Origin of the sequence: Shinella kummerowiae (assembly GCF_009827055.1) — a bacterium.
Taxonomy (GTDB): domain Bacteria; phylum Pseudomonadota; class Alphaproteobacteria; order Rhizobiales; family Rhizobiaceae; genus Shinella; species Shinella kummerowiae.
Genome location: NZ_WUMK01000003.1, coordinates 564,639 through 590,286, shown reverse-complemented (window position 1 = coordinate 590,286; position 25,648 = coordinate 564,639). Strand labels below are relative to the sequence as shown.

The following is a 25,648-nucleotide window of genomic DNA, read 5'->3' as shown; positions in this document are numbered from 1 at the left end:
TTCGGCATAGTTTTTTGAAGAAAGACCATGGAATACATGGACTTTGACTCGATTTGCCGAGGGAGGACACATGAATTCGATCGAACCCGTCTACGGGACAGCCACATTGTTGCTGATCGCGGTGGCAGCCGTGGCGCTGCTCCTTCTGCTTATCCTGCGTTTCCGCTTGCATGCATTTGTGGCGCTGGTGCTGGTCAGCCTGCTCACCGCGCTGGTCACGGGCATCTCTTTTCAGGATGTAGTCCCGACCCTGTTGCAAGGCTTTGGCTCGACGCTTGCCTCGGTGGCGCTGCTGGTCGGTTTCGGCGCGATGATCGGGCGAATGCTCGAAGTCTCGGGCGGCGCGCAGGTGCTGGCCGATCGGCTGATCGGACAGTTCGGGCATGACCGTGCGCCTTTCGCGCTCGGTGTCGCCTCGCTGCTGTTCGGTTTTCCGATCTTCTTTGATGCCGGGCTCGTGGTGATGCTGCCGATCATCTTCAGCGTCGCCCATCGTTTCGGCGGCTCTGTGCTGCTTTATGCGCTGCCTTCGGCCGGTGCCTTCGCGGTGATGCATGCCTTCCTACCGCCCCATCCGGGCCCGGTCGCCGCGAGCGAGCTGCTGGGAGCGGATATCGGCCTTCTGGTGCTGGTCGGTCTCGTCATCGCCCTGCCAACATGGTATTTGGGCAGCTATCTCTTCAGCCTGTGGGCCGGCAAGCGCTTCCAACTGCCGGTTCCGGAAATTCTCGGCGTGCGCAGCGAGGCGGCGCGTGACCGCCAGCCTCCGTCCTTCGGCACGGTGATGCTCGTGCTGCTGCTGCCGCTCGTGCTGATCTTCCTCAATACGGGGCTCACCACGCTGGCGACCGCGAAGGCGATCGACGGTTCCGCCCTGTGGGTGAATGTCCTGCGCATGGCCGGGCAGACGCCGGTGGCATTGCTCATCACGGTCCTTGTCGGCATGTGGACGCTCAGCGGTGAGCGAACGGCGAAGGACATGGAAAAGCTGATGGATGGGGCGCTGGGACCGATCTGCGGCATTATCCTCGTGACGGGGGCCGGCGGCATGTTCGGCGGCGTGCTGCGCGCGAGCGGGATCGGCCAGGCGCTTGCCGGCAGCCTTGAGACGGTCGGCATGCCCTTGATCGTCGCCGCCTTCCTGATCTCCACCGCGCTTCGTGTCGCGCAGGGCTCGGCCACCGTGGCGCTGACCACGACGGCGGGCCTGCTGGCGCCCACCGTGGCTGCGACGACGGGGCTCAGTTCTCTCGATCTGTGTTTCCTCGTCATCGCCATCGCCTGCGGCGCGACGGTTCTCAGCCATGTGAACGATTCCGGCTTCTGGCTGGTCGGCCGCTTCCTCCAGATGGACGAGCGCACCACGCTCAAAACCTGGACGGTGATGGAGACCCTGCTTGGCGTTATCGGCTTCGGTTTCGCGCTCGTCGGATGGTGGCTGCTATGAACGGAAGATTACAGCATATCGTCGTCATGGGCGTTTCCGGCAGTGGCAAGACCACCGTTGGCGAGGCGCTGGCCGAAAGGCTCGGCTGGCGCTTCATCGAGGGCGACAGCTTTCATCCGCCGCAGAACGTCGCCAAGATGTCTGCCGGCATTCCCCTCGATGACGATGATCGCGCGCCTTGGCTGAAGGCCCTGGCTGCGGAAATCGCCCGCGACGAAGCCGCCGGCCGGTCTTCCGTGCTGGGGTGCTCCGCGCTGAAACGCGCCTATCGTGACATCCTGCGCAGCGGCGCGCCGCGCGTGCGCTTCGTGCATGTCCACGGCGACCGCGCGGTGCTGGCCGACCGGCTTTCGCATCGCGCCGGGCATTTCTTCCCGGCTTCCTTGCTTGAATCGCAGCTTGCAGCGCTCGAACCGCTCGGCCCGGATGAAGATGGCGTCGTTGTCGATGTCGCTCTTTCGACGACGGAACAGGTAGACCTTGCCGTGCGAGCCTTGGCTATCGATCCGACGTCGGCCGATTGACGCCTACATTCCCTGGGGCGGATGGAACCGTCGTCGCGCGGCGGTTGGCAGGACAGTGTCAATCCCGCGTTCCGAACCTCCGCAACAAGCCGGCCGTTGCCGAGAAAAGCACGATCAGCGCGCCATAGCCCAGCGTCGTCGATGTCAGGCCAAAGATGCCGACGGCCATACCGGCGAGCAGCGTCGGCAGGCCGAAGGCGAGATAGCTCAGGGTGAACAGCGAGGCGAAGAGTTCGCCGCGCTCGTCCGGCCGCACCACTGGGACGATGGAGCGCAGCACGCCGTAGAAGCAGGTTCCAAAACCCGTTCCGGCAATGATCAGCGCGGCGAGATAGGCGGGTAGCGACTGCCAGCCGATTGCGAGGAGTGTCAATGCCGTGCCGATCGAGAGCGCGGAGGTTCCATAGAGCGTGACCTGCCGCGAGGAGTGACCGCGCGCAAGATAGCAGGCGACGGCGCCGGCAGCGCAGAGCAGCGCGACCACGCCGGCCTGCGTGACGTGGTCTTCCGCGCCGAAGACGTGGCGGACGATCGGCGCGCCGAGCGAGAGATAGAGCCCGCCGGTCGCCCAGCCCGCGACAACGGCCGGCGCGCTGCGCCAAAACGCTTTGGCAGCCGTGGCTGGCACGCCGACCCGCGGCCGAAGCGATGCCCAGACGCCCTCGTGTCGCGGTGCGGTCTCGGGGATGAGCCAGATCACGGCGGCAAACAACACATAGGCGACGACCAGCGTGCCGAACACATCGGCTTCCGCCATCTCGGTCACGTCCATCAGAATGCCTGATATGAGTGCGCCCACGGAAAGCCCGCCGAGCGGAATGACAGAATTCCACACCGAGGCGCTGCCCGGCCGGTCTCTCGGCTCCAGATCGACCACGGCCGCAGACAGTGCGGAGAGCAGCAGTCCGGCTGCGACGCCTTGCAATGTGCGCGCCACCATCAGCCCGGCGACATCCCCCGCCTGCCAGAAGAGCAGCAGGCTCAACGCCATCAGGACAAAACCCGCGGAGATCACCGGCCGCCGGCCGACATGGTCCGACAGCGACCCTGTAACGAGCAGGGATATCAAGAGCGCGACGGTATAGACGGCGAAAATGCCGGTCAGCGTCGCCGCCGAGAAGCCGATCTCCTGCTGAAGCGAGGGGTAGAAAGGCGAGGGCGCGCTGGCGCCGGCCATCATCACCGCCATGCCGGCAAGCGTAATGCGGAAGCCCGCGTGACTGCGCAGCGGCATGGAAAGCATCGTATCGGCCACAGGACACCTTATGGTTCGAAAAATATCGAACCAATTGCTACTATTATTTCCGCAACAGTTCAACTAAATTCGAACCATGGCGCCCGATATCACCGACCTTCCCCATCCCGACCGCACCGATCTGCGGTTGACGGACGTGCTTTTTGCCTTGAGCGATCCCGAACGGCTGGCCATCGTGCGCCAGCTTGCCGATGGTCCGCTCGAAATGGCGCAATGTCATCTCTCCGACCCCTCGACGCCGAAATCGACCAAGTCGCATCTGATGAAGGTGCTGCGCGAGGCGGGCGTCATCCGCAACGAGACTTTGGGCCGCGGCCGCCGCCTCAGCCTCCGGCAGGACGACCTCGAGGCACGGTTTCCGGGGCTGATCGGCTCGGTGCTGGGTGCTTCCGTCGACCGGTAACCCGGTCTTCGGGCGGCGTCGACCCAGAATTGAATGACACGTCTCCCGCAGAAAGTGTCAGGTTGGTACGAAGCGATAGGCCGCACCGTTGCGCTCGGCATAACCGACCCCTGGATAGGTCCAGTGATAGCCCAGCATCTTGATCTTCTCCGAAGCAGCCCGGTCGAGCAGCGTCTGCCGGCTTTTCAGCGCAATCTCCGCATCCGTGTCGAAACCGAAATGCCAGTCCGGCCGCGCGAAGAAAATGGTATCGCTGGTGCAGGCATCGCCCGTGACGAGCAGGTTGCCGTCGCCGGCCAGTTCGAGCGAGAGATGCCCCGGCGTATGGCCGAGCGTCGGCAAGACCGCCATGCCGGGCACGATCTCGTCGCCCGACTTGACCAGTGTCAGGCGATCCTCGACGGCGCCGAGATCGCGCTGCGCGCCCTTGGCGAAACCGTGCAGGGGGGCGGGTTGGCGGGTTTCGAAGGCCGGGTCCGTCCAGAACGCGGCCTCCGCCTCACCGACATAATAATGCGCGTTCGGGAAAAGCAGCTTGCCGTCGGGTGTCGTCGTGCCGCCGGAGTGATCGGGATGCACATGGGTGAAGACGACTTTCGTAATCTCCTCCGGCTTGACGCCAACTGTCTTGAGGTTTTCCGCAAGGCGCCCCGCGCTTGCCTGGAAATACGGTCCTGCGCCGGTGTCGATGAGGATGAGGTCGCTGCCGTGGCGGATGAGGGGGATGTTTGCCTGTACCGCCGCGCCCTTCTCATTGCCGCCGAGCCGCTTCAGGAAATCGGCGCGCTCCTCGGCATTGGCATCGGGCAGCAGGATTTCCGGCGGCAGCATCAGCATCCCGTCGCTGACGACCGTGATGTCGAAGGCTCCGTGGGTGAATGTATGCGCGGGCGCCGCAAGGACATGGCGCGGCAAGGCCAAAGAGACGGTCGTCGCGGCCGCGCCCAGAAGCAGTTGCCGACGGGTGGCATGAAGCGTGTTGGTCTCGAAATCGGGCATTGCTGGTCTCCCTTCCCTGTCTGGTCTATTGCGAACCGGCTGCTCCTCTGAGGGCAGCAAGGCTGATATCGTCATGAGCGGCGAAGATCGTCACGCCGGCAGAGGTATCCTGCTGAAGCGCCCGCAGCCGTTCGAGGTTGGCGCGTCGCGCTTGGCGGTCGCTCGTCATGATCGCCTGATAGGCGCGCAGTCCCACGGGGCAGTGTGGCCGGACGTCCAGTTCGCCGTGGGACATGAAACTGTCGCCGGCATCAAGGAGCCATCCCTCCGCTGTGCGGATCGCGACGCCGGCATGGCCGAGCGTATGGCCACGCAACGGCACCATCACGATATCCTCGGACAGGCCGTCGAGCCGGCGTACGGCCTCAAAGCCGAACCAATCATCCCCGCCTGCGGCATAGATGCGCCAATCGCGCACGCAGTCCCACATGGCCGGCCGATAGCGCTGGCGGGTGATGAAGCCGCGGCGTGTCCTTTCCGCCGCCGCCTTTTCGCTGGCAAGCACATGGACGCGTGCCTCGGGAAAATCCGCGATGCCGCCGGCATGATCGAAATCGAGATGGGTGAGCACGATATGGCGGACATCGCGCGGGGAATAGCCGAGCGCCTCCACCTGGCGGATCGCGGTGTCGCCTTCGCGCAGTTGCGTGTTGAGCAGCAACGGCCAGGTAAAGGCCAGCCGCCTGCCTGCCGTCGGCCGGACATCCTGAAGGCCATAGCCGGTATCGACGAGAACAAGGCTGTCCGCCGTCTCGATGAGCAGGCAGTGGGTGCAGATATGCGCAAATATCCCCCGGCTTGCCCCATCGAACAGCGCACCGCCCAAAGGGCAATGCGAGCCGCAATTGAGGTGATGGATGCGCATGCCAAAACCCTCTGCACGATGGGAAAGGCGCGCGCCGGGCCGGCGGAGACCGCGGCGCGCGGGGCGTCGGGAGGCGCGGATCAGCCCTTGATGAAGGCGAGAAGGTCCGGGTTGACGACCTCCGGATGGGTCGAGCACATGCCATGCGGCAGGCCTTGATAGGTCTTCAAGGTGCCGTTCTTCAGCAGCTTTGCCGAAAGCGGGGCGGAATCCGCATAGGGCACGATCTGGTCGTCATCGCCATGCATGACGAAGACCGGCAAGTCGATCGCCTTCAGGTCTTCCGTGAAATCCGTCTCGGAGAAGGCTTTTATGCAGTCGTAATGGGCCTTCGCGCCGCCCATCATGCCCTGCCGCCACCAGTTGTTGATCAACCCCTGGGAAACCTTCGCGCCCGGGCGGTTGAAGCCGTAGAAGGGGCCGGCCGGCACATCCAGGAAGAATTGCGCGCGGTTGGCGACGAGCGCCGCGCGAAAACCGTCGAAAACCTCGATCGGCAGGCCGCCCGGATTTTTGTCGGATTTCACCATGATCGGCGGAACGGCGCCGATGATGACCGCCTTGGCGACGCGCCCCTTCTTCGCGTGGGCGACGTAGTGCACCACCTCGCCGCCGCCGGTCGAGTGGCCGATATGGACGGCATCCTTCAGGTCGAGCGCATCGGTCAGCGCAGCGACATCGGCGGCATAGGTGTCCATCTCGTTGCCGGTGTCGGTCTGCGTCGAGCGGCCGTGGCCGCGGCGGTCATGGGCGATGACGCGGAAACCCTCATTGAGGAAAAACATCATCTGGTTGTCCCAATCGTCGGCCGAAAGTGGCCAGCCGTGATGGAACACGATGGGCTGCGCATCGCGCGGACCCCAGTCCTTGTAGAAGATTTCGACATTGTCGGCAGTCTTGATGAAAGGCATGGCGTTGGTTCCCTTCGTTTCGCTGTTTTCATTGGTCGATGCCTGAGCGAAGGCGTCGAATGGCAAGGCGAGCGCCGCGAGGCCGGCAGCAGCGCCAAGAAGAAGGTCGCGGCGCGTGGCTTCGACCGGAAAAGCAATGGCTCGTTCATGCATGACTTGCCTCCTGTGCGGATTTTCCGTGTCTCTTTGATCAACATGAGATTGACGCAAGCCAGGCCACAACACGAGTTAAGCGTCGTAAATCGATGCAAAGGGCTTTCGCTTGCCCCCGCACCGGTGTCATGTCCGCAGGCGCATCTCGGCAACGGCCTGTATGAGTATCGTCGCCGCGCAAAGCGGCGACTGCGCATTTTCGCCGATAATCAGAAGGCCGTTGCCCGCCCCTTCGGGAGCGATGTCGACATGCCTGCCGGGCACGATGACAACTGGCGATGGCCTTCGGTTCCTTCTGGATATCGTCCAGAGCCTTGCGCAACGCGGAAATATGGACGCGAAGATTGGCCTCCTCGACGAACGTGTCCGGCCAGACATGCCGGACGATTTCCGCATTGGTCTTCAGGTCTCCCGCGTGCGCGGCAAGGAAAATGAGGATATCGGCCGCCCGGCTGCCCAGCACCACGCGCCTGCCATCGCGCAGAAGCGTGCGGCGGGCAGGCGCGAGCGTGAACGGTCCGAATTGCAGGTCGCGCACAAGGTCATCCTCATTCAGGCGCCCGGGCGGCGGAGCCGCCCCTGTTGGATCGCCTTTCTCGTTTCGCCTCAGCCTTCCCCGGCCTCGTCCAATTGGAGAGTACTATGAATCCCGCCTTCAATATTGTCTGAATTCACGGTCTGTTGCACGTTCCCGGCACCAGCATGCCGGAAGTTGGCATTCCGATCACAGCTGCGGTGCAAGCCACACGTCGAGGCTTCGATCCTTCAGCCCTGACGGGCAACCGTGTCGCGGACATCGGTCGCATTGCAGAGATCGTATCCAAGCTGGCGAACTGACTTGGCGACGGTTGTGACGAGCGTGGCATTCGAGGGGGCCAGGGTGCCGTCCGGCAGGTGAAGATTGTTCTCGAAACCGACGCGGGCATGGCCGCCGATGAGGGCCGCGGCGGTAACGCAGGCGGCTTCGTGCTGACCGAAGGCGCAGACGCTCCAATGGGAAAATCGCGGCATGTCCGGCGTGAGGAAGGGGAGAAGGTCGGCGGGCTGCGATGTCTGGGAGACGGTGTAGCGGCCGAGCACGTAGAGCACGGGAATGTCGGGCCAGGGTATCAGCCCGCGCCGGATCATCCCTGCAAGTCGCACGGCTTCCGTAGGATCGTAGAGGATGATCTGCGGCAGGACGTTTTCCTGTTTCATCCAGCCGAGCGTTTCGGCAAAGGCCGGCTCGGCGGCGGCGTCCGGAACGAGCTCTCGCAGGGCCAGCGAGGCGGCTTCTGGCCGCACGGCCTTCAGCACGCCAATCTGTTCAGCCGGACTGTAGATGCCGAGGGCTTCCGTCGTGATCTGGATCACAAGTCCGTCGCCGACCTCCTGGCGGATGGCAGCGATCGCCTGGCCGTAGACATCGGCGTCGAGCAGGTGGCGACCGTCCGGGTGGCGCACATGAACGTGAATCATCGAGGCGCCGGCATCCCTGCATTCGGCCGCGGTGCGGGCGAGTTCCGCCGCTGTCAGCGGAATGGCGGGATGATCCACCTTTGTGCGGCGCCCGCCGTTCGGCGCCACTGCAATCGCCACCCGATGCGGTCTATAGGGGTCTGTCATCCATGGATCCTAAGAATGATTCATATGGATCATTTTTATACGTTAATGAAACATATGTTGCAATTCACGAAGGAAGAGTGTATCCGATGCCCATGCAAACTGGCCCTCTCGCAGATCCGATCGTCCAGTCCTTCGACACGATGTCGGAGCAGCTCCAGGCGGCTGCGCGCTATGTGCTGAACCAGCCGCGCGACGTCGCGCTTCTTTCCATGCGTGAACAGGCCAGGCAGGCGGGCGTGCAACCCGCCACGATGACGCGGCTCGCCAAACATCTTGGTCTTGCCGGGTATGAGGATATCCGCCAGCTCTATGCCGATGCCATGCGTAATGACGTGACGGGCTTTGCCGGCCGTGTCGGGGCGCAGGCGAAAAATCAGAAACTCAAGGGCGACCATGCGCTGGCGGCCGACATGCTGGTCGGCATCTCCGCGCAGGTCGGTCAGCTCTCGCAGCCCGCCGCTCTCGACACATTGGTCGAGGCGGCGCAGCGGCTCAGCGCCGCGCGGCGCATCTATTGCCTTGGCCTGCGCTCCAGCCATTCGCCGGCCTGGCACCTGCACTACATACTTTCCCTCGCCGGCAAACACTCGGTCATGCTGGATACCGTCGGCGGCATCGGCGCGGATGCCCTCGGCAGCGCGACCGCCGATGACGTGATGGTCGCCGTCAGCGTGCTGCCCTATACGCGCCAGACGATCGAGATTTCCGACTATGCCGGCGACGCGGGCGTGTCGCTGATCGCCATCACCGACAGCCCCGTTGCCCCGCTCGCCCAGCGTGCCGCCTGCACGGTCGTCGTACCGACAGAAAGCCCGTCCTTTCTGCACGCCATGTCGCCGGCCTTCGTTGTGGCGGAAGTGCTGGGTGCGCTGGTCGCAGGGCAGGTCGGCGATGCTGCCAGTGCGGCCCTTGCCGGCGTCGACCGCCAGTCCGCCGCCCTCAATACCCATCTCAAGACAAGGATGAAGCGTCCGTGACCCGCATTCTGCATCGCGCCATTCATTCCCGCATGCCGGTCGCCGTTGGCGGCAAGGGCATCGAACTCTTCGATGCCGGGGGCAATGCCTATATCGATGCTTCGGGCGGCGCGGCGGTCTCCTGCCTCGGCCATGCCCATCCGGCCGTGCTTGCTGCCCTGCACGAACAACTCGACCGGCTCGCTTATGCCCATACCGGCTTCTTCACTTCCGAAGCCGCCGAGGGGCTCGCCGATCTCCTGATCGAGGATGCGCCGGCCGGGCTCGGCCACGTCTATCTCGTCAGCGGTGGTTCCGAAGCGGTCGAGGCGGCGTTGAAGATGGCGCGGCAGTATTTCGTCGAAAAGGGCGAGCCGCAGCGCCGCCACATCATCGCACGTCGGCAGAGCTATCATGGCAACACGCTGGGGGCGCTTGCCGCAGGCGGCAACGAATGGCGCCGCGCACAATTCAAGCCGCTGCTCATCGAAACCCACCACATCGATCCCTGCTACGCCTATCACCTACAGGAGCCGGGCGAGAGCGATGAGGCCTATGCCGAGCGAGCCGCCCGGCAACTGGAGGACAAGATTCTCGAACTTGGCGCCGATGAGGTGATCGCCTTCGTTGCTGAAACCGTCGTGGGCGCCACGGCCGGCGCCGTGCCGCCCGTTGCCGATTACCTCAAGCGCATCCGCGCGATCTGCGACCGCTATGGCGTACTGCTCATCCTCGACGAGGTGATGTGCGGCATGGGTCGCACCGGCACGCTGCATGCCTGCGAACAGGACGGTGTTGCGCCCGACCTGATGACGATCGCCAAGGGACTTGGCGGCGGGTACCAGCCGGTCGGCGCGGTGCTGCTTTCGGAGAAGATCTACAACGCCTTTGCGGGCGGATCCGGCTTCTTCCAGCACGGCCATACCTATATGGGGCACCCGATGGCGGCGGCGGCCGGCCTTGCCGTGCAACAGGTCATCCGTCGTGAAAATCTGCTCGCCAATGTGGTTGCGATGGGCGCGGAGCTGGAGCGCCAGCTTACCGAACGCCTCGGCAACCATCACCATGTCGGCGATATCCGCGGGCGCGGCCTCTTCCGCGGTGTCGAGCTTGTTGCGGACCGTGCCAGCAAGCGGCCGTTCGATCCGAAACTCAAGCTGAATGCCCTCATCAAGAAGGAGGCGATGGCGCGCGGCCTGATGGTCTACCCGATGGGCGGCACCATCGACGGCCGCCTCGGCGACCATGTGCTGCTGGCCCCGCCCTTCATCGTCGATCGCGCCGATATCGGCCGCATCGTCGAACGGCTGGGCGATGCCATCGACGCCGCCACGCGTGCTCTTTCAAACGCATAACCAAGCAAAAGGGGAACTACCATGAAACTGCGTTCAATTCTGTTTGCCGCTTTCGCCACGGCGATCGCCCTGGCTCCCGGCGCGCGTGCCGAAGACCTGGTGGTTGCCACCGACACGGCTTTCGTGCCCTTCGAATTCAAGGAAGGCGACAAATATGTCGGCTTCGACATCGACCTGTGGGATGCCATCGCCAAGGAGATCGGCGCCACCTACACGCTGCAGCCGATGGATTTCAACGGCATCATTCCGGCGCTTCAGACCAAGCAGGTGGACGTGGCGCTTGCCGGCATCACCATTAAGGACGAGCGCAAGAAGGCGATCGATTTTTCCGACGGCTATTATGACAGCGGCTTCCTGCTGATGGTGCCGGCCGATAGCGCGGTCAAGAGCGCCGAAGACCTGAAGGGCAAGATCCTGGCGACCAAGACCGGCACATCCTCGACGGACTATGCCAAGGAGCATTTCAAGGAAACGGAACTGCGCCAGTTCCCCAATATCGACAACGCTTATCTGGAACTCCAGACCGGCCGTGTCGATGCCGCCATGCATGACACGCCGAACGTGCTCTACTACGTAAAAACCGCCGGCGGCGGCAAGGTGAAGGCTGTCGGTGAACAGATGATGGCGCATCAATACGGTATCGGCTTCCCGAAAGGCAGCGAGCTGGTCGTAAAGGTCAATGCGGCGCTCGCCAACATGAAAAAAGACGGCCGCTACACCGAAATCTACAAGAAGTGGTTCGGTGCCGAGCCGAAGCTTTGATGCCTTAGCCGAGCGCGCCGACCTTTCCGGCGCGCTCTCCTCACCCCGGGGAGCCCACTCATGGAATTCGACTGGTCCATCATAGGCGAGGCCATGCCCGCCCTGTTTAGCGGCGCGCGCCTTACCATCCTCATCACCATCGCCGGCCTGGTCGGTGGCCTGCTTGTCGGGTTCCTTGCGGGCCTGATGCGTGCCTATGGCAACGCCTTCCTCAATGCCGTCGCCTTCGCCTATGTCGAATTGATCCGCGGTACGCCGATCGTGGTGCAGGTGATGTTCATCTACTTCGCGCTGCCGGTGCTCGCCGATATCAGGGTCAATCCGATGACCGCTGCCGTCACGGCGATCGTCGTCAACGCCGGTGCCTATATCGCCGAGATCGTGCGCGGCTCCTTCCTCTCGGTACATCGGGGGCTGAAGGAGGCGGGGCTCGCGCTTGGCCTGCCGATGTGGAAGGTGCTTGTCTACATCATCGGCCCGGTCGCCTTCCGGCGCATGATCCCGCCGCTCGGCAACCAGTTCATCGTCAGCCTCAAGGATACCTCGCTCTTCATCGTCATCGGCGTGGGCGAATTGACCCGCCAGGGGCAGGAGATCATGGCGGCGAATTTCCGTGCAGTGGAAATCTGGAGTGCGGTGGCGATCCTCTACCTCCTGATGACCGGTACCCTGACGCTGGTCCTGCGTGTCACCGAAAAGAGGATGCGGATCCTATGAGCATCGTGGAATTTCGCAACGTCACCAAGACGTTTGGCCCCGTTGTGGTGCTGCGCGAGGTCGATCTCAACATCGACAAGGGCGAGGTGGTCGTGCTGATCGGGCCGTCCGGCTCGGGAAAGTCGACGCTGCTGCGCTGCATCAACGCGCTGGAAGAGATCAACGGTGGTGATCTCGTCGTTGACAATATCAGCGTCAAGGCCGGCCGCTCGCAGGTGCGCCATATCCGTCAGGAAGCCGGCATGGTCTTCCAGCAGTTCAACCTCTTCCCGCAGATGACGGCACTCGACAACGTCGCCTTCGGCCCCCGCCGCGTTCGCGGCGTCACCCGTGCCGAGGCGTTGGAGCAGGCGAAGGCGCTGCTGGCCAAGGTGGGGCTTGCCGAGCGCGGCCATCACTATCCATCGGAACTCTCGGGTGGCCAGCAGCAGCGGGTGGCGATCGCCCGCGCACTTGCCGTCAAGCCGAAACTGATGCTGTTCGACGAGCCGACCTCCGCACTCGACCCCGAACTGCGCCACGAGGTCCTGCGCGTCATGCAGGCGCTGGCCGAAGAGGGTATGACGATGATCGTGGTGACACACGAGATAGCCTTCGCCCGCCAGGTCGGCACGCGGCTCATCTTCATGGAGGACGGCAAGATTTCGGTCGACGGTAACCCCGCCGCCCTGCTTGCCAACCCGGAAAATCCCCGCCTTCGCGAGTTCTTGCAGCATGTTCACTGACAATGGTTTGGGTTTCGTCGAAATGGCCGGCACGCCGTTCGAAATCGGCGTGCAACTCGGCCGCTTCGGCCGCGAGATCGTCCACCGCCATCTCATCGCGGGTCATGCCTGGGCCTCCGTCATGACCTTCCGCGATGATCCCCGCGTGGCGGGCATGCGCGGGCTGGTCGAAGCGCGTTTCCCAGAATATTGGGCCGAATTGCAGGGGCTCGCCATGGGGCTCGATCTTCCATTCGATGATGTTTTCCTCTGGAATTGCCGCGGCGATGTCTGGGCTTTTGCGCCGGATGGCTGCACGACGGTGCAGATGCCGGGGTCTGAACCGGTTCTTGCCCACAACGAGGATGGCGATCCGGGCTTTCGTGGCCACTGCGCGCTTGCCCATGTCCGCCCGGAGGGTGGTGTCGCCTTTACAAGCTTCATCTATCCCGCATCGATCCCCGGCCATACCTTCGCCGCGACGGACGCAGGCCTCATCCAGACCGTCAACAATATCCGCTCGCGCGGGATCGGCATCGGCATCCCGCGCATGGTCCTCGGCCGGGCTCTCTTCGATTGCCGCACGCTTGACGACGCCGTCCGCCTCTTGAAAACCGCCGAGCGTGCCGGGGCGTTTCACATGACGCTCGGCCAGAAGGGCGATCCGCGTCTGCTCAGCATCGAGTTCACGCACGCATCCTGCTCGGTCAGCACGATCGAACGACCCCAGTGCCATGCCAATCATCTCATCCATGAAGTGATGAGAGGCGAAAAACAGATCATCACCGGCTCCTCCCGCGCACGCCAGCAGCGCGGCGATGCCATGCTCGGTGACGCCACCGGGACATCCCCCGATCCTCTCGACATCCTCTGGGACATGGCGGTATCGCCGCTTCCAATCTATCGTGCCCAGCCCGATGACCCGGACCACGAGAACACGCTCGCCACGGCGGTGTTTCGGATCCGCACGGACGGGATCGACTGGCAGGTTTATGACCGGGCTGGAGAGCTGCCGCGCTTCACAATGGATGGCGGACTGAGGCCCAGATAGCCGCCGCCACGTTTGAAGTGCTTCAGCGTCCAGCCTCATGAATTCACTGCATAATCGGCTCAGTTTCGCATGGAGATTGACACAGTGCTGCTCGAACGCGCGAACGTGCCTGCCCTTGATGAGTAAATGTAGTAAAATTACAAAAATGAAGCTTTGCGAGAATTTCCTGTTGCAAAGCTTCAAATTCATCCTCTAAGGTACATTTCGAAGCCGCGCAGACACGGGTCAATTCAGCGCGCTTTCAATTTGGGAGGATTGAATGACGAACACGATTTTGTGGCGCTCTGCCGCTGCGGCTGCGCTTTCGTTCGGCATGATGGCGGGCGCCGCCAATGCAGCCGAACTTGTCTTCTGGTCCATGTGGAACGAGCCGGAGCCGCAGGCCGCGGCGCTGCGCAGGATCATGGATACTTACACCAAGGCCCACCCGGAAACGACCTTCAAGGTCGTCTGGAACGGCCGCCAGAATCAGACGAAGCTGCGCGCCGCCCTACAGGCGGGCACGCAGGTTGATTTTGCAGACCAGGATGGCGACCAGCTCGCCGGCGGCTTGCAGAAGGAAGGGCTCGGCTACGAGATTGGCGCGGACCTCGGCGACGCGAAGGCCGCTCTGCTGCCCGGCGTGCTCGATCTCTATGCGGCCGGCGGCAAGGTCGAACAGGTCCCCTACATCTACAACACCGTGAACATCTGGTACAACAAGGACATGCTGGCGGAAGTCGGCGGCACGGTCCCGCAGACGCTCGACGAACTCTTCACGCTCTGCGGCAAGCTCAAGGAAACCAGCAAACACGCGCTGGTGACCGAAGGCAATGTCGGTTTCTACCAGGTCCTGTTCTTCTCCCACCTTCTGGCGCGCGCCAAGGGCTCGGATGCCATGATCAAGGCCTTCGAGGTCAAGGACGGCTCCGGCTGGTCTGATCCGGCCGTGCTCGAGGCTGCGAAGTCGGCCCGCAAATTCTGGGAGGTCGGCTGTATTGCGGAAGACGCTCGCGGCTTCCAGTATCCGGCAGGTCAGCAGACGATCGCGCTCGGCGACACGATGGGTGAGCTCGTCGGCTCGTGGCTTCCGACCGAACTGACGGAAAGTGCCGGCGCAGACTTCCCCTGGGGCGCCTTCAACTTCCCGGCCGTCGCCGGCGGCGTCGGCAAGGCGACCGATATCGAAGTCGGCCTGGTGTCGGTGATGGTCCTGAAGGCCTCGCCGAATGCCAAGGAAGCGGCGGGTTTCGTCAGCTATCTCCTCTCTGAGGAAGCGCAGAAGACACTGGTTGCGGATGGCGGCGTCGGCGTGGTGCGCGATGGCGTCGAATGGCCGCCGGTGCTTTCGGATGCCTATGCCTCGGCCAAAAACGCCACGGCGTTGTCCGGCTTCGGCGGCGGTCTCGGTGTTTCTTATCCGGAGTTCAACGCGACGGTGCTGACGCCTGAATTCAGCAAGATGTTCCTCGGCCAGTCGACGCCGGAAGACTTCGTCAAGGTCCTCGTCGACAAGACGAAGGACTATTGGGCAAGCCAGCAATAGGGCTTTCGCAACGGGTCGGGGCGGTGCAGTCGTATCGCTTCGACCGGCCTTGCGGCCATGAACGGTTTTGCTGAATGGAGAATCCGCGATGATGAGGCGACGTATGGTGGTGGCGTTTCTGGCGCCCGCCCTCATCCTCTATCTGGGCCTGCTGATCTTTCCGGCACTTCAGGCCTTTTATCTGAGCCTGTTCGAGACCTCCGGCTTCGGCGACACGCCGACCTGGGTAGGGATCGGCAACTACACGCGGCTCTTGTCGGACCCGATTTTCTGGGGCGCGCTACGCAACATGTCGATGATCATGGTCGTCGGCGGTGTCGCGACCTTCGGTCTCGCCTTCCTCTTCACCATGCTGTTGAATTCGGGCCTGCGCGGCAAGAAGCTCTTCCGTGCCCTGATCTTCCTCCCGAACATCATCGCGGTCGTCGCGATCACCACCTTCTGGTCCTTCGTCTTCATGCCGCGCTACGGGCTTCTGACCAGCGTGCTGAAGGCGCTCGGCCTGACGAGCCTTGCCTCCATCTCCTGGACAGCGCCGGAAAACGTCTTCTTCGCGATGATGGTCGGTCTCGTCTGGATTTCGGCCGGCTTCTACACGATCCTCATTCTTGCGGGCGCCGACAAGGTGCCGACCGACATGTATGAGGCGGCGCGTCTCGAAGGCGCCAGTACCTTCCAGATCTTTCGCCTGATCACCCTGCCGATGATCTGGGACGTCATCCTGATCACGCTGGTGCTGTGGTCGATCCACGCCATCAAGATCGTTGAGTTTCCCTATGCTTTCGGCGGGCCGAACATCGACCAGAACCTCTATACGCCGGCGATCTACCTCTACATCATGGGCTTCGGCCAGCGCGAACCCGTCTATGCGCTCGGCTATTCGACCGCCATCGGCGTCGCGCTGTTCTTCCTGACCCTGGTCACGATCGTGCTCCTGCGCTTCGTCTTCAAGCGCGAGCGGGTGGAGTATTGAGATGAACAAGTTCCTCACGTTGCGCGGTGCAAAACGCGGGTTTTCCTATCTCGTCGTCGGCGGCTGGTCGGCCTTTTCGGTCTTCTTCATCCTCTGGATCATCCTCGCCTCGCTGAAGCGCAATCGCGACCTCTTCGGCAAGCCGTGGTCCATTCCGATCGATCCTGCCTGGGGCAACTACGTCAAGACGTGGGTGAACAACCGCTTCGGCGATTATTTCCTGAACAGCCTGATCGTCACCTCCGTTTCCGTCGCAGCCCTGCTTCTCGTCTCCGTCCCGGCCGCCTATGTGCTGAGCCGTGGGCGGTTTGCCGGGCGGCAGGCGCTGTCCAACTTCTTTGCCTTCGGCATGGGCGTGCCGATACCGCTGCTCTTCGTGCCGCTTTTCGTCATCATGACGACGATGCGGCTAGGCGACAGCCTGACCGGGCTTTCCATCGTCTATGTCGCACTCTCCATTCCGTTCAGCATCTATGTGCTCGAGGGCTTCTTCGCCTCGCTGCCCTCGGAACTGGAATCGGCGGCGATCATCGACGGCTGCTCGGATTTCCAAGTGTTCCGGCATGTCATGCTGCCGCTCGCCGGTCCCGGCATCGCGACGGTGGCGATCCTCAATTTCGTCGGCCTGTGGAATGAGTACCAGCTTTCGCTCGTCCTCCTGAATAGCCCGGAAAACCGGACGTTGTCGCTCGGCATCTATTCGCTGATCACCTCCATGCAATATTCGGGCGGCGACTGGGCCGGCCTCTTCGCCGGCGTCACCATCGTGATGGTGCCGACGATCCTTCTCTTCATCATCCTCTCCGAGCGGATGATCAGTGGCATCACTATGGGAGGCGTGAAGTGAACCAGACCCAACAGAAGGCCCGCGCCGAAGGCAGAACGAGCGTGGAAGAAACGGTCGTGACGCTGCCGATGTCGCATCTCGGCGGGCCAAGCCGCCTGCCGCGCTTCCGCTGGCAGCAGCCGATCCCAGATAAGGAAACGCCGCCATCGCGCGGCCTCAGCGCGGAAGAAAACGCGAACGCCTTTGATTGGGGCAAGGATTCGATCCTGCCCTACAGCGTCTATGACGATTACGACCGGGCGCAGACACCTGGCGAGATGCCGCTGGTCGCGCTCGACAACGGCCGGCTACGCGTCACCATCGCCCCGCAATACGGCGGCCGGTTGATGCAGCTTTACGATTATGCACTCGGGCGCGACCTCGTCTTCCGCAACCCGGTGTTCCAGCCAGCCAACCTCGCTGCGCTGAACGCCTGGTTCTCCGGCGGCATCGAATGGAACGGGCTCATCCCCGGCCATACGCCGTTCACATGCGTGCCTGTTTTTACCGGCGTGGTGGACACGGAGCGCGGTCCGGTGCTGCGCATCTACGAATTCGACCGGATCGTCGAGGCCATCTGGCAGATCGACCTCTACCTGCCGGCCGATGAAGACCGGCTCTATGTGCACGGCCGTATCATCAATGCCGCGCCGACCGAGAAGCGCGCCTATTGGTGGACCAACGTGGCGGTGCCGGCAAGTGCTGGCATGCGCGTGGTCAGTCCCGGCGACTATGCGATCGAGCATGTGCTACCCGGCAATGAGCTTGCACGTTTTCCCTTCCCCGATCCGGAGCGTTTCGACGGGTCCTATCCCGGCCTCTGGAAGGGCGCGACTTCGGTCTTCTTCCGCAAGCGGGAGGCGGATCGCCTTTTCATCGCCGCCCTCGACAAGGCAGGAACGGGTCTCGCGCAGACCGCCACATCGGCGCTGACCGGCCGGAAATTCTTCTATTTCGGCACGGCCGCCGGCGGGCAGCACTGGATGGATTATCTCGCCCGTAAGGGTGAAGGCGACTATATCGAGATCCAGGCCGGTATCACGCCGACGCAGAACCAGCGTTTCGTGCTTGCCGCCGACAGCGAAACGCACTGGACGGAGGTCTATGGCGGCCTGTCGGTCGATCCGGCTGCGGTCCATTCCGAGGACTATGCGGTCGCCGAACGCGCCACGGCCGAAGCCGTCGACCGCCGATTCCCGACAGCCGAACTCTCGGATGTCGATGGTTTCCTCACCCGTGTTTCGCAACAGCCGCTCGACCGGCGCCTTTCGGAAGGCTCTCCCTGGGGCGCGCGTCAGGCAAAGCTCACCGGAAAGCCGCTTGCCGCAGGCCTCGACTTTGCCGTCGAAGCCGAGCGCAGCGTCTGGGACGAACTGGCGGAAACGGGCGAAATTTCCGCGGGCAACCTGATGCGGGTTCCGGTCGATTTCGCCGTCTCCGACCTCTGGCGTTCCGCGTTGGAACGCAGCGCCGGACGGCAGGGGGCGACCTGGTTGCACGACCTGCTGCTGGGCATTGCGGCGCTCGATCAAGAGGACATGGCTGCGGCACGAAGCCTGTTCGAGCGCTCCGTGGCGGCGCGGCCGACCTGGCTCGGCCTTCGCCAGTTGGCGCTGATCGAGAAGAACGAGGACAGGGCCGAACAGCTTTATCTCTTCGCATGGGCAGCAGAGGACGCGCCGGCCGAACTTGCCGTCGAGATCGTGCAGTTCCTGCTGCGCGCCGGGAAACTCCAGGCCCTGGAAGGCTTCTTGGCGAAACTACCGGACGATATCGCGGCGCAGGAGCGCATCGTGCTCGCTCGCGCGTCCGTTGCCGCCGAGCGCGGCGATCTCGATGCGCTTGAAGCCCTGCTGAAGGTTGAGTTCGCAACGATCCGCGAGGGCGAGGATCTGTCCGCCGACCTCTGGGAGCGCCTGCAAAAGGGCAGGCTCGAACAGCGGCTCGGCCGCACGCCGGCGCCCGCTGAACTGGAAACGCACATGAAGGCTCATCCGCTGCCGGAACACCTGGATTTCCGCATGCGGGTCGCGCTCCAAGACGGGACGAACTGATGACGACGGTCGAGATCCGCAACCTGCAAAAATCCTACGGCAATCTGGAGATCATCCGCAGCGCCGACCTCGCCATATCGAGCGGCGAGTTTGTCGTGCTCGTCGGCCCGTCGGGCTGCGGCAAATCCACGTTGCTGCGCTGCATCGCCGGCCTGGAGCCGATCACCGGCGGCAATCTTCTCATCGACGGCGACGATATGACGGTGGCCGATCCAGTGAAACGCGGCATCGCCATGGTCTTCCAGTCCTATGCGCTCTACCCGCACATGACGGTCGCGGAAAACATCGGCTTCGGCCTGAAGATCGCCAACGCACCGAAACCGGAAATCCGGGCACGTGTCCTCGAAGTGGCCAAGCTCCTGAAACTGGAGGCGCTGCTCGACCGCAAGCCAAAGGCACTTTCCGGCGGCCAGCGCCAGCGTGTCGCCATCGGCCGCGCGCTGGCGCGCAAACCGCGCATCTTCCTGTTCGACGAGCCGCTCTCCAACCTCGACGCGTCGCTGCGCGGTGAAATGCGTGTGGAACTCTCGAAGCTGCACGCGCAACTCGGCAACACGATGATCTACGTTACCCACGACCAGGTGGAGGCGATGACGCTCGCCGACCGCATGGTGGTGATGCGCCAGGGCGTCATCGAGCAGGTCGGCGCGCCGCTCGAGCTGTTCAACAACCCGGTCAATCGCTTCGTTGCCGGCTTCCTCGGCCAGCCGCCGATGAATTTCATCCGGTTCGCTTCGGCCTCGCAGGCCGGGCAGGTGATGAACGGCGAACTTCCGGGCGGCGGCCGCCTCACACTCGACCTGCCGCCGGCAATCGGCGCGGTCTCGACCGAAGGCCTGGAACTCGGCGTGCGCCCGGAGGACATGGCGGTTTCCGCGGCGGGGGCGCTGAATGCGACGGTGGAAGTGGTCGAGCAGCTCGGCGGTGAGACGATCGTCTACGGCCGGTTGGCTGATGGCCAGGCGCTGACGGCGAAACTCGCCGGGCAGGCCGGTATCCGCGCCGGGGACCGGCTTGCCTTCACGATTGCGCATGAGCGGTTGCAGATATTCGATGCGACCGGCCGCAACTTGCGCTACCGGACGGAAGAGGCCGTCACAATCGAACGTCGCGGCGATCTGGTCGAAAGGAGCCCGGTTTGACATCCCATCCGTCAGGACAAACGCTGATCGAGGCCGTTTCCGCCGACCTGCCGGAACTCAACAAGACGTTCCGCCGCGTGGCGCAATATATGCTGTCGGCCCCGGAAGGCTTCATGCACAAGCCTGTGCAGGAGATCGCCGCCGCCGCCGAGGTCAGCGAGCCCTCCGTCATTCGCTTCTGCCGCCGCTACGGCTTCAAGGGCATCCCGGATTTCAGGATTGCGCTCGCCATGGCGCTGGTGCACGGGCCAGCGGCCGAGCGCAGTTCCTTCCTCGAACCGCAGATCACCGACAAGGCTGTGGTCAACCTCGCCTCGAAGCGCGCGATCGCGCGCTTTGCCCGCACGCTCATCGGCACGGACCGCTCGATCATCATCGACTCCGGCTCGACGGCGCAGCTCTTTGCCGAGACGCTCCGCGATGCCGATCCGCTCGCCGTGATGACCACGGGCCTCAACATCGTCGATGCTTTGCGCGGGGCGACGCAGCACTCGATCATGCTGCCGGGCGGGGTGCTGCGCCATGAATCCCGCTCTCTCTCCGGCCGCATGGTGGAGAGCACGCTCGCCAACATGCATTTCGACGCCCTCTATCTCGGCGCCGACGCCATCGATCCGGTTTCCGGCCTCAGCACCTTCAACGAGGAGGAGGCGCACCAGAACACCGCAATGATCACCGTTTCCCGGCGTGTCGTCGTACTGGCGGACTCCACCAAGTTCCGTGCGCCGGGGCTGCACCGTTTCTGCGAGATCGAGCGCATCCACACGATCGTCACCGACACCGGCCTTGGCGACGATATCGTCGAGGCGATCGAGGCGCGGGGCGTCGTCGTCCACCGCGTAGACCCAATCGAAGAGAATAAGAAATGACGCCGCAACGCGCTTCCACCGCAACCGCTGGTCTTCATCGCTGGGAAACCGTGCGGGAGATCGTCCAGCAGCCAGCCGTCTGGCGGGCGTTCGCGCCGCAACTCGCAACCTTCGCCGCCGAGATCCAGACCTGGCTGGAGCGTCGCGCGCACGAGGAAATCTGGTTCTGCGGTGCTGGCACCTCCGCCTTCATCGGCGAGACACTGGCGGCCTATCTCAACCGTGCGCCCGGTCCGGCGCGCTTTCGCGCCGTGCCGACGACCGATCTGGTCTCCGCTCCGCGCAGTTTCCTGCGCCCGGGCGTGCGCGCGCTGGTCGTCTCGTTCGGGCGCAGCGGCAACAGTTCGGAAAGCCTCGGCACCCTGAACCTGCTGAATGCCCATGCCCCGGAGGCCGACCGGCTGCATATCACCTGCAATGCCGAAAGCGCCCTTGCAGCGCCCTCTCTCCAGGGGCCGGGCGAGCAGCGCACACTTGTCCTGCCGCCCGAGACCAATGACCGCGGCTTTGCCATGACGTCGAGTTATACGACGATGCTGTTGTCGGCGCTTGCCTGCTTTGACCCGGAGCCACCGGCTGATCCGGTAGCACTTCTTAAGCGTCTCGCGGACGATGCGGAAGGCCTGATCGCCCGCGGCTTCGACGCATTGGCACGATTCCCAATGCCGGACCGTGTCGTCTTTCTCGGTTCCGGGCCCCTGACCGGCACGGCGCGGGAATGCGCATTGAAGGTGCTGGAGCTGACGGCCGGCGCCATTTCCACCTCCTGGGATTCGACGCTGGGTTTCCGCCACGGTCCGAAGGCCGTCGTCAACGACAAGACGCTGGTCTTCGTGCTGCAATCGGCCGACCCGTTCACGCAAGCCTATGATACCGACCTCGCAAAGGAGATCGCGGTCCAGTTCAGTCCGCAAACCGTCGTGCGCCTCGGCGACGTGGCGACCGGTGCGGATGTCGCCGTGCCCGCCACTGGCAACGATGCCTGGGGTTCCGTCCTTCACGTCCTCATCGGACAGATGCTGGCCGTCATCTGGTCGGATCGCATGGGCTTGAATGTCGATGATCCCTTCGCCGGCCGCAACCTCACGCGTGTCGTCGCCGGCGTGCAACTCTACGACCTGCCGAAGCATGCGCCGGCGGCCTACGGCGCCATCGATGTCGGCGGCTCGAAGATCGAGGCGGCGCTGTTCGGCGAGAATATGCAGCCGATCGAAAAGCGGCGGATCGACACCCGCAAGCAGAGCTATGCCGACCTGCTCGATGCGATCGTCGAACAGGCGGACTGGCTGCAGGCCGTGGCGGGCAAGCCCACGGCGATCGGCATCGGCCTGCCGGGGTTGATAGATCCGGCAACCGGGCTTTCGGTGACCTCGAACCTGCCGGCGACCGGGCGCAGCCTCGGTGCCGACCTCTCGGCACGCCTCGGGCGTCCTGTCCCGGTCGAAAACGACTGCAAATGTTTCGCCCTGTCGGAAGCAAATGGTGGAGCGGGTGAAGGTTACCGAACGGTCTTCGGCCTCATTCTCGGCACGGGTGTCGGCGGCGGTGTCTGTGTCGATGGGCGTCTGGTGAAGGGTCTCAACGGGCTTCCCGGCGAAGTCGGTCATTTCGGCCTGCCGGCGGAGCGGGTCGCGAAACACGGCCTGCCTCTGGTCGCCTGCGGCTGCGGACGCACAGGATGTTACGAGACCTACGTTTCCGGCCCCGGTCTGTCGTGCCTTGCCGCGCATGTCGCCGGCCGGCCGGCGCGTGCGGAGGAGATCGTTGCTGCCGCATCGAAGGGCGAGGCCGCGATGCAGACCGTGCTCGACATCTGGCTCGACCTGCTGTGCGAATTGATCCACACGATCCAGCTCACCATCGATGCGGATTGCGTCGTCATCGGCGGTGGCCTGTCGCGTATGGAGGGCCTTGCCGAAGACCTTGCCGCCGCCTTCGAGACGCACAAACTGCCGGGTGTGCGCAGCCCGGTCTTCAGGATCGCCGAGCACGGCGATGCCAGCGGAACGAGGGGCGCCGCCATCCTCGCCCGCCAGGCGGCAGAGGCAGGCCGGCCATGAAGGAACTGCGCGATCTGATCGCCCGCAATCGCGCGGGCTCCGGCGAAGCCATGCCCTCCGTCTGCTCGGCGCATCCGGATGTCATCGCCGCCTCCGTGCTGCTGGCGCAGGAAATGCGTGTGCCGCTGCTCATCGAAGCGACCAGCAACCAGGTCAACCAGCTCGGTGGTTACACCGGCATGCGGCCGGCCGATTTCATCCGTTTCGTGCGGGCGATCTGCGGAAATGTCGGCGCGTCCGAGCAGCCGGTGCTCTTTGGCGGCGACCATCTCGGACCGCAGGTCTGGCGCAGCCAGCCGGCCGAGGTGGCGATGGGCCATGCGCGTGATCTCGTCGCGGCCTATGTCCGCGCCGGCTTCACGAAAATCCATCTCGATTGCTCGGAAGGCTGCGCCGGCGAACCTCCCCAGGTATCGGATGAGGTGAGTGCCGCGCGGGCGGCCGAGCTTGCCGGCATCTGCGAGGCCGCGGCCGAAGATCCGTCAACCCTGAGCTATGTATACGGCACCGAAGTGCCGCCTCCCGGCGGTGCGCGGGCGGAGGAGGGCGGCCAGGGCATCGCGCCGACGAAGCCGGAGAGCGCCCGGGCAACCATCGATGCCCATCGCCGCCACTTCGAGGCGCTGGGGCTTGGCGATGCATGGCAGCGGGCGATCGGCCTGGTGGTGCAGCCGGGTCTGGAATTCGCGCCCGACCATGTGCACCGCTTCGATCCGGCGATGCCGGACGATCTCTCGCCCGTCTTGCAGGATATGCCCGGCCTCAGCTTCGAGGCCCACTCCACCGATTACCAGGCGCCTGCCGTCTATCCCGAACTCGGCCGCCGGCATTTCGCGGTGCTGAAGGTCGGCCCCGCTTTGACCCATGCCTATCGGCAGGCGATCTATGCGCTGGATGCCCTTTCGCCGTGGATGGATGCGACGGCGACCGGGTCCGAGGTCTCCGACCTGATGGAAGGCCTCATGCGCGCCGACCCGTCCAACTGGAGCAAACACTATAGTGGCAGTGACGCACAACTGCGCTTGCTGCGCCACTTCAGCTATGCGGATCGCATTCGATACTACTGGAACCAGCCGGCCGCCGTAGAGCAGGTCGGCCGACTGATGGTGCGCCTGGGCGAGACCAGGCCGCCCGTCATGGTGTTGGAACAGTTCTTCGCCCCGGCCACGCTCGCGCGTGCCGGTCGCCTCGAAACGGTCGTGCCGGACTGGCGGAAAACGCTCGTCTACGCGCAGATACAGGAAGCGCTCGCGCCCTACTATGCCTCGCCGGCAGGGTCTACACGATGACAGTGATCAACGGTCAGCCTCCGTTCGATGTCGTGCGTACTGCGGCCTGGTGGCTCGTACCGAAACAGCTATTCGATGGCGAAAAACTACGATCGGGCCTCGCCGTGCGCATTGCGGACGGCAAGATCGACAACGTCCTTCCGGCAGAGGAAGCGGGACGAGACGGACTGCCTGTCTGGCACACGACGAGCCTGGCATCGCCCGGCTTCTTCGACATCCAGGTCAATGGCGGCGGTGGGGTCCTGTTCAACACCAACCCGACCGCCGACGGTCTGCGGATGATCGCCGCCGCACACCGCAAGGGCGGCACGACAGCGCTTCTGCCGACGCTGATCACGGACGCTCCGGAGGTCATGGAGGCGGCGGTCGACGCCATTCTCGGTGTCGTGGGCAGCGAAGGCATTGTCGGTGTGCATCTCGAAGGGCCACATATCAGCCTTGAACGGAAGGGTGCACACGATCCGCGGCTCATTCGGCCGATGGATGACAAAACGATCTCCGCTGTCGAGCGGTTGCGCCGCGCCGACGTGCCCGTGCTCCTGACGCTCGCCCCGGAATGCGTGCCACCGGGGACGATCGAAACGCTGTGCGCGATGGGAGTCGTGGTCTCGATCGGTCACACCGCTGCCGACGCGGCAACGACGCGCGCCGCAATCGCCGAAGGCGCACGATCGGTAACCCATCTCTACAATGCCATGACTCCCATCACCTCGCGCGAACCGGGTGTCGTCGGCGCGGCGCTCGACAGTGACGTCTATTGCGGGTTCATCGCCGATGGCCATCACGTGGACGATACCGTTCTTCGGCTCGCGGTCCGTTCGCGGCCGGTGGCCGATAGAATGGTGCTCGTATCGGATGCCATGCCGACCTGGAATGGTCCCGATCACTTCTCCCTCTACGGTGAGACCGTTCGACTTGAAGGCGGCAAACTGGTCAATCGCATCGGCTCACTCGCGGGTGTGCATATCGATATGGCGACATCGCTCCGGCGTCTGGTCACGACGGTTGGTATCCCGCTGGAGGAGGCGCTGAAAATGGCAACCGCAAACCCAAGCCGCCTCATGCGCCTCCAGGAGAGCGTCGGTTTTCTCAGGCCGGGCATGCCTGCCGAAATCGTCTTGCTCGATTACGGAAATCGAGGATGCTAAACAAACACTTGGTGATCGATAATAAATAAGCACGCGTTGCTCTCTAGCGTCTTTG

The 25,648-nt window shown here is 63.8% G+C and carries 24 protein-coding genes; 18 read left to right on the top strand and 6 right to left on the bottom strand.

The features are described from left to right. The first annotated feature begins 70 nt into the window (after window positions 1-70). Window positions 71-1,447 carry a GntP family permease gene (locus GR138_RS10415; RefSeq protein WP_160859051.1) on the top strand — a complete coding sequence of 459 codons (1,377 nt, stop codon included), beginning with the start codon at window positions 71-73 and terminating at the stop codon, window positions 1,445-1,447. Continuing rightward, window positions 1,444-1,971, top strand: coding sequence for a gluconokinase (locus GR138_RS10410; protein WP_160859049.1), 528 nt, complete (start codon window positions 1,444-1,446; stop codon window positions 1,969-1,971). Before GR138_RS10415 ends, GR138_RS10410 begins: the two co-directional genes overlap by 4 nt. A 58-nt stretch (window positions 1,972-2,029) precedes the next feature. On the opposite strand, the gene GR138_RS10405 is transcribed toward GR138_RS10410, so the two are convergent. Next, window positions 2,030-3,205, bottom strand: coding sequence for an MFS transporter (locus GR138_RS10405; RefSeq protein WP_210253451.1), 1,176 nt, complete (start codon window positions 3,203-3,205; stop codon window positions 2,030-2,032). A 97-nt stretch (window positions 3,206-3,302) separates the two neighbouring features. Here GR138_RS10405 and GR138_RS10400 point away from each other — a divergent pair, with 97 nt between their 5' ends. Then, a complete protein-coding gene (locus tag GR138_RS10400) occupies window positions 3,303-3,629 on the top strand; it encodes an ArsR/SmtB family transcription factor (protein ID WP_160859047.1) in 327 nt (108 codons plus the stop codon). 57 nt (window positions 3,630-3,686) lie between these two features. Here GR138_RS10400 and GR138_RS10395 read toward each other — a convergent pair whose 3' ends face one another. The 5 genes from GR138_RS10395 to GR138_RS10375 form a co-directional block, all read right to left on the bottom strand. Continuing rightward, the gene (locus GR138_RS10395) at window positions 3,687-4,628 is read right to left on the bottom strand and encodes an MBL fold metallo-hydrolase (RefSeq protein WP_160859045.1); all 942 of its coding nucleotides are present in this window, start codon (window positions 4,626-4,628) and stop codon (window positions 3,687-3,689) included. A 25-nt stretch (window positions 4,629-4,653) separates the two neighbouring features. After that, window positions 4,654-5,493, bottom strand: a complete 840-nt coding sequence (locus GR138_RS10390) for an MBL fold metallo-hydrolase (protein WP_160859043.1) — start codon at window positions 5,491-5,493, stop codon at window positions 4,654-4,656. A gap of 80 nt (window positions 5,494-5,573) precedes the next feature. Beyond that, window positions 5,574-6,404, bottom strand: coding sequence for an alpha/beta fold hydrolase (locus GR138_RS10385; protein WP_160859252.1), 831 nt, complete (start codon window positions 6,402-6,404; stop codon window positions 5,574-5,576). Between the two features lie 190 nt (window positions 6,405-6,594). Then, window positions 6,595-7,095 carry a winged helix-turn-helix domain-containing protein gene (locus GR138_RS31035; RefSeq protein ID WP_476749638.1) on the bottom strand — a complete coding sequence of 167 codons (501 nt, stop codon included), beginning with the start codon at window positions 7,093-7,095 and terminating at the stop codon, window positions 6,595-6,597. Between the two features lie 227 nt (window positions 7,096-7,322). Then, entirely contained in the window at window positions 7,323-8,162 is an 840-nt protein-coding gene (locus tag GR138_RS10375; protein ID WP_160859041.1) for a beta-keto acid cleavage family enzyme, read from the bottom strand. Window positions 8,163-8,254: 92 nt separating this feature from the next. Here GR138_RS10375 and GR138_RS10370 point away from each other — a divergent pair, with 92 nt between their 5' ends. The 15 genes from GR138_RS10370 (at window position 8,255) to nagA (ending at window position 25,593) form a co-directional block, all read left to right on the top strand. Next, window positions 8,255-9,139, top strand: a complete 885-nt coding sequence (locus GR138_RS10370) for a MurR/RpiR family transcriptional regulator (protein WP_160859248.1) — start codon at window positions 8,255-8,257, stop codon at window positions 9,137-9,139. Further along, entirely contained in the window at window positions 9,136-10,473 is a 1,338-nt protein-coding gene (locus tag GR138_RS10365; protein WP_160859039.1) for an aspartate aminotransferase family protein, read from the top strand. The genes GR138_RS10370 and GR138_RS10365 overlap by 4 nt, the downstream gene beginning before the upstream one ends. Before the next feature lie 21 nt (window positions 10,474-10,494). Continuing rightward, complete coding sequence (gene glnH / locus GR138_RS10360) at window positions 10,495-11,235, top strand: glutamine ABC transporter substrate-binding protein GlnH (protein WP_160859037.1); 741 nt, start codon at window positions 10,495-10,497, stop codon at window positions 11,233-11,235. Window positions 11,236-11,295: 60 nt separating this feature from the next. Continuing rightward, window positions 11,296-11,952 (top strand): glutamine ABC transporter permease GlnP, encoded by a 657-nt coding sequence (gene glnP, locus GR138_RS10355; protein WP_160859036.1) that lies wholly within the window; start codon window positions 11,296-11,298, stop codon window positions 11,950-11,952. Next, window positions 11,949-12,677, top strand: coding sequence for a glutamine ABC transporter ATP-binding protein GlnQ (gene glnQ / locus GR138_RS10350; protein WP_160859034.1), 729 nt, complete (start codon window positions 11,949-11,951; stop codon window positions 12,675-12,677). Before glnP ends, glnQ begins: the two co-directional genes overlap by 4 nt. Continuing rightward, the gene (locus GR138_RS10345; RefSeq protein ID WP_160859032.1) at window positions 12,667-13,707 is read left to right on the top strand and encodes a C45 family autoproteolytic acyltransferase/hydrolase; all 1,041 of its coding nucleotides are present in this window, start codon (window positions 12,667-12,669) and stop codon (window positions 13,705-13,707) included. Before glnQ ends, GR138_RS10345 begins: the two co-directional genes overlap by 11 nt. Before the next feature lie 259 nt (window positions 13,708-13,966). Beyond that, a complete protein-coding gene (locus GR138_RS10340) occupies window positions 13,967-15,232 on the top strand; it encodes an ABC transporter substrate-binding protein (protein ID WP_160859030.1) in 1,266 nt (421 codons plus the stop codon). Window positions 15,233-15,320: 88 nt separating this feature from the next. Further along, the gene (locus GR138_RS10335) at window positions 15,321-16,205 is read left to right on the top strand and encodes a carbohydrate ABC transporter permease (protein WP_160859028.1); all 885 of its coding nucleotides are present in this window, start codon (window positions 15,321-15,323) and stop codon (window positions 16,203-16,205) included. 1 nt (window position 16,206) lies between these two features. Continuing rightward, complete coding sequence (locus GR138_RS10330; RefSeq protein ID WP_160859026.1) at window positions 16,207-17,052, top strand: carbohydrate ABC transporter permease; 846 nt, start codon at window positions 16,207-16,209, stop codon at window positions 17,050-17,052. Further along, window positions 17,049-19,085, top strand: a complete 2,037-nt coding sequence (locus tag GR138_RS10325) for a DUF5107 domain-containing protein (RefSeq protein WP_160859024.1) — start codon at window positions 17,049-17,051, stop codon at window positions 19,083-19,085. The genes GR138_RS10330 and GR138_RS10325 overlap by 4 nt, the downstream gene beginning before the upstream one ends. Beyond that, window positions 19,085-20,227 (top strand): ABC transporter ATP-binding protein, encoded by a 1,143-nt coding sequence (locus GR138_RS10320; RefSeq protein WP_160859022.1) that lies wholly within the window; start codon window positions 19,085-19,087, stop codon window positions 20,225-20,227. Before GR138_RS10325 ends, GR138_RS10320 begins: the two co-directional genes overlap by 1 nt. Then, window positions 20,224-21,096: a transcriptional regulator gene (locus GR138_RS10315; protein ID WP_160859020.1), complete on the top strand. Its 873-nt coding sequence runs from the start codon at window positions 20,224-20,226 to the stop codon at window positions 21,094-21,096. Before GR138_RS10320 ends, GR138_RS10315 begins: the two co-directional genes overlap by 4 nt. After that, window positions 21,093-23,156 (top strand): ROK family protein, encoded by a 2,064-nt coding sequence (locus GR138_RS10310; RefSeq protein WP_160859018.1) that lies wholly within the window; start codon window positions 21,093-21,095, stop codon window positions 23,154-23,156. Before GR138_RS10315 ends, GR138_RS10310 begins: the two co-directional genes overlap by 4 nt. Beyond that, window positions 23,153-24,445: a class II D-tagatose-bisphosphate aldolase, non-catalytic subunit gene (locus GR138_RS10305; RefSeq protein ID WP_160859016.1), complete on the top strand. Its 1,293-nt coding sequence runs from the start codon at window positions 23,153-23,155 to the stop codon at window positions 24,443-24,445. Before GR138_RS10310 ends, GR138_RS10305 begins: the two co-directional genes overlap by 4 nt. Next, window positions 24,442-25,593: an N-acetylglucosamine-6-phosphate deacetylase gene (gene nagA, locus GR138_RS10300; protein ID WP_160859014.1), complete on the top strand. Its 1,152-nt coding sequence runs from the start codon at window positions 24,442-24,444 to the stop codon at window positions 25,591-25,593. Before GR138_RS10305 ends, nagA begins: the two co-directional genes overlap by 4 nt. The last annotated feature ends 55 nt before the right edge of the window (window positions 25,594-25,648 follow it).

Bases quoted from the DNA above. Each gene is read 5' to 3' on its own strand.
- GR138_RS10370 (WP_160859248.1), top strand. From the start codon at position 8,255: ATGCAAACTGGCCCTCTCGCAGATCCGATCGTCCAGTCCTTCGACACG.
- GR138_RS10320 (WP_160859022.1), top strand. From the start codon at position 19,085: ATGACGACGGTCGAGATCCGCAACCTGCAAAAATCCTACGGCAATCTG.
- GR138_RS10335 (WP_160859028.1), top strand. From the start codon at position 15,321: ATGATGAGGCGACGTATGGTGGTGGCGTTTCTGGCGCCCGCCCTCATC.
- GR138_RS10395 (WP_160859045.1), bottom strand. From the start codon at position 4,628: ATGCCCGATTTCGAGACCAACACGCTTCATGCCACCCGTCGGCAACTG.
- GR138_RS10345 (WP_160859032.1), top strand. From the start codon at position 12,667: ATGTTCACTGACAATGGTTTGGGTTTCGTCGAAATGGCCGGCACGCCG.
- GR138_RS10305 (WP_160859016.1), top strand. From the start codon at position 23,153: ATGAAGGAACTGCGCGATCTGATCGCCCGCAATCGCGCGGGCTCCGGC.
- GR138_RS10330 (WP_160859026.1), top strand. From the start codon at position 16,207: ATGAACAAGTTCCTCACGTTGCGCGGTGCAAAACGCGGGTTTTCCTAT.
- GR138_RS10415 (WP_160859051.1), top strand. From the start codon at position 71: ATGAATTCGATCGAACCCGTCTACGGGACAGCCACATTGTTGCTGATC.
- GR138_RS10375 (WP_160859041.1), bottom strand. From the start codon at position 8,162: ATGACAGACCCCTATAGACCGCATCGGGTGGCGATTGCAGTGGCGCCG.
- glnP (WP_160859036.1), top strand. From the start codon at position 11,296: ATGGAATTCGACTGGTCCATCATAGGCGAGGCCATGCCCGCCCTGTTT.
- glnH (WP_160859037.1), top strand. From the start codon at position 10,495: ATGAAACTGCGTTCAATTCTGTTTGCCGCTTTCGCCACGGCGATCGCC.
- glnQ (WP_160859034.1), top strand. From the start codon at position 11,949: ATGAGCATCGTGGAATTTCGCAACGTCACCAAGACGTTTGGCCCCGTT.
- GR138_RS10385 (WP_160859252.1), bottom strand. From the start codon at position 6,404: ATGCCTTTCATCAAGACTGCCGACAATGTCGAAATCTTCTACAAGGAC.
- GR138_RS10310 (WP_160859018.1), top strand. From the start codon at position 21,093: ATGACGCCGCAACGCGCTTCCACCGCAACCGCTGGTCTTCATCGCTGG.
- GR138_RS10340 (WP_160859030.1), top strand. From the start codon at position 13,967: ATGACGAACACGATTTTGTGGCGCTCTGCCGCTGCGGCTGCGCTTTCG.
- GR138_RS10390 (WP_160859043.1), bottom strand. From the start codon at position 5,493: ATGCGCATCCATCACCTCAATTGCGGCTCGCATTGCCCTTTGGGCGGT.
- GR138_RS10410 (WP_160859049.1), top strand. From the start codon at position 1,444: ATGAACGGAAGATTACAGCATATCGTCGTCATGGGCGTTTCCGGCAGT.
- nagA (WP_160859014.1), top strand. From the start codon at position 24,442: ATGACAGTGATCAACGGTCAGCCTCCGTTCGATGTCGTGCGTACTGCG.
- GR138_RS10400 (WP_160859047.1), top strand. From the start codon at position 3,303: ATGGCGCCCGATATCACCGACCTTCCCCATCCCGACCGCACCGATCTG.
- GR138_RS10405 (WP_210253451.1), bottom strand. From the start codon at position 3,205: ATGCCGCTGCGCAGTCACGCGGGCTTCCGCATTACGCTTGCCGGCATG.